This is a genomic window from Deltaproteobacteria bacterium, from assembly GCA_003194485.1.
Taxonomy (GTDB): domain Bacteria; phylum Desulfobacterota; class Dissulfuribacteria; order Dissulfuribacterales; family UBA3076; genus UBA3076.
In genome coordinates, this window is the sequence record PQXD01000066.1 from 1 (window position 1) to 2,751 (window position 2,751).

At 49.9% G+C, this 2,751-nt stretch carries 1 protein-coding gene and 1 pseudogene; both read left to right on the top strand.

Going from position 1 to position 2,751, the window contains the following annotated elements:
• Positions 1-303: 303 nt before the first annotated feature.
• Entirely contained in the window at positions 304-657 is a 354-nt protein-coding gene (locus C4B57_12025) for a four helix bundle protein (protein PXF50536.1), read from the top strand.
• A gap of 80 nt (positions 658-737) precedes the next feature.
• Positions 738-2,713, top strand: a pseudogene (locus C4B57_12030) (polysaccharide biosynthesis protein).
• Positions 2,714-2,751: the final 38 nt, after the last annotated feature.

The following is a 2,751-nucleotide window of genomic DNA, read 5'->3' on the forward strand; positions in this document are numbered from 1 at the left end:
ATCCTGGCTATGGTGGTATTTTTACCCATAGCTTGAGAAAAGACGATCACAGCTTGCCTCTGAAGGCTCAAAAGAGCCTCCTGTGCTGCGTCACAAAATTCGCCTGCGCTTATATGAAATATCCAGGTTCTAATCTTGACCCTTGACATTTAGCCGGGATAGGGACACAAATGAGCAATGCAGGTTTATACAGGGTTATGGATGTAATCCTCTCCTGTCGTGGTCGAGATCGCTGGGCAAACTTTTAGCCGTTTACGGCTTGAAACTTGAAATTGGAAACTTGAAATTGGAAACTAGGAAGAAATGAAGCGAGTCTACGAGTTGGATGTTTACAAACTGGCAGAAGAGTTATCAGATATGATCTGGTACGACTTTGATAAGTGGAACAAAAAGGTTCAGAACACCGTGGGCTACCAGATAATACGATCATCTGACAGCATAGCTGCAAATATAGCAGAAGGGTATGGCCGGTATACTCCCGCTGACAGGAAAAAGTTCTATCTATATTCAAGAGGTTCGTTTGAAGAAACCAAATCATGGTTGCGAAAACTTATCAGAAGAAAAGTTTTATCTGAGTCAAATGCGACAGAATACGAAGTAATAGTTGAAAAACTCGGCCCAAAATTGAATGCGTTCATCAACAGTACAAAAGCATGAAGGCCAAATTTCCAATTTCCATTTTCCAATTTCAACGTTCCGTGAATACTTAGGCAAACTCTTAGGATGTGAGGTCAAAGATGCTTCACCAGTTAAGAAACCGGAATTTCTATTTGATGGTTTCGGGCGACATGGTGCTGTTTGTCATGGCGCACGCCGGGGCATACCTCATCCGGTTCGATTTCAAGCTCACGGCCGGTATATTGAACCAGATCCTATCGCTCCTGCCTGTCCTTGTACCGGTAAAAACCGTTACATTTCTATCTCTTGGCCTGTACCGCGGGATGTGGCGTTATTCGAGCCTTTCCGATGTGTGGAAGCTCTTAAAGGCAACCATTCTCTCAAGCCTGGTGATCGTTTCCGTGATCCTTTTCTTGCAACACTTCCATGGTTATTCGCGCGGGGTCTTTGTAATTGACGCCGGTCTGACGTTTCTCTTCACCGGCAGTTTAAGGATTGCGGTTCGTTTACTTTACCATGAGGGATTTCTTAAAAAGACAAAACGGCCCGATATTGCCTCCAGGTCAAGGTCGAACGGGAAGCCTGTTATCCTGGTCGGCGCGGGTGATGCCGGCGAGAAGACGTTTCGTGAGCTCGCGGACAATCCCTCGCTGAAATACCGGGTAGTGGGGTTTGTGGATGATGACCAGAGGAAGAAAGGCCGACTGATTCACGGTGTGCCTGTTAGAGGCACTGTTGCCGAGTGCCCCGCCTTGTTGCCGAACTCGGAGCCCAGGAAATCCTCATTACCCTCCCAAGCGCGACAGGACCTCAGATGAGGCGTGTTGTCGATATCTGCAAGGAATCCGCAGTCCCATTCAAGACATTACCCGGGTTGGGGGAGCTTATTGATGGAAAGGTCAGTATCAAGGCCTTGCGCGATGTCAGCTACGACGATCTCCTGGGACGTGAGCCGGTGAAGCTGGATTTGGAAACTATCCGGGCTTACCTCAAGGAAAAGCGTGTGCTGGTGACAGGTGCCGGGGGATCGATCGGTTCGGAGCTCTGCCGCCAGATTGTAAAGTTCAGGCCAGGGACCATGGTGATGATTGATAGCTCAGAGGCCAATCTTTACGCCATTCAGACGGAGCTGAAGCACAGGTTACACTTCAGCGATTACGTGCCAATCCTGGCAAATGTGCAAAACGCTCCGGTTGTAGACATGCTTGTTGAACAGTACAGACCCCAGGTTATCGTTCATGCAGCCGCCTATAAGCATGTCCCCATGATGGAAGAGAACCCATGGGAAGCGGTATTTAACAATATCGTCGGGACCCGGAATATCATGGAAGCGGCTGCAGCGCACGGGGCCGGGCATTTTGTCATGGTCTCCTCGGACAAGGCCGTACGTCCGGCCAATGTGATGGGGGCGACCAAGAGGATTTGCGAACTGCTTATGCAGGCCTACCACGGCCAAAACGGTATGATCATGATGTGTGTTCGTTTTGGAAATGTGATTGGATCGTCCGGGTCGGTTGTGCCCCTGTTTCAGGAACAGATTGCGTATGGCGGGCCGGTAACTGTGACTGACCCCGAGGTAACTCGTTACTTTATGACCATCCCCGAGGCCTGCCAGCTCATACTGCAGGCAGGGGCCCTGGGCGAGGGAGGAGAGATATTTATCCTGGAGATGGGTACCCCTGTGAAGATTGCCCAGATGGCAAGGGATCTGATAAGCCTTTCAGGAAAAGAACCGGGGGAAGATATTGAAATTATATACACGGGTCTGCGTCCCGGCGAAAAGCTCTACGAGGAGCTCATCACTGAAGGTGAGGGTATAGTTCAAACCTCCCATAAGAAGATCATGGTCCTGCGGCCGGATGGAAACTGGAACGGGCACGGGGACAGGGAGGCCTTCCGGTCATGGCTCATGAAAGGGATCGGAGAACTCCGTGAAGCAGCCATGAGGCACGATGGTCCCGGCATTCGTATTAAACTCAAGGAGCTTGTACCTGAATATCAGCCGGGGGATAATCCCGAATTATGCAGCAGCCAAGTTTGCCAAAGATGCGAGGCGGAAGGCACGCAGACGTACTTTTGTACTTCAAGTGCCTGACAACAAAGCAGATTTGGTAAAATTGGCTGCCCCTTGTG

What these genes read in the sequence shown, in the direction of transcription:
- C4B57_12025 (PXF50536.1), top strand. Translation starts at nt 304, where the DNA reads ATGAAGCGAGTCTACGAGTTGGATGTTTACAAACTGGCAGAAGAGTTA.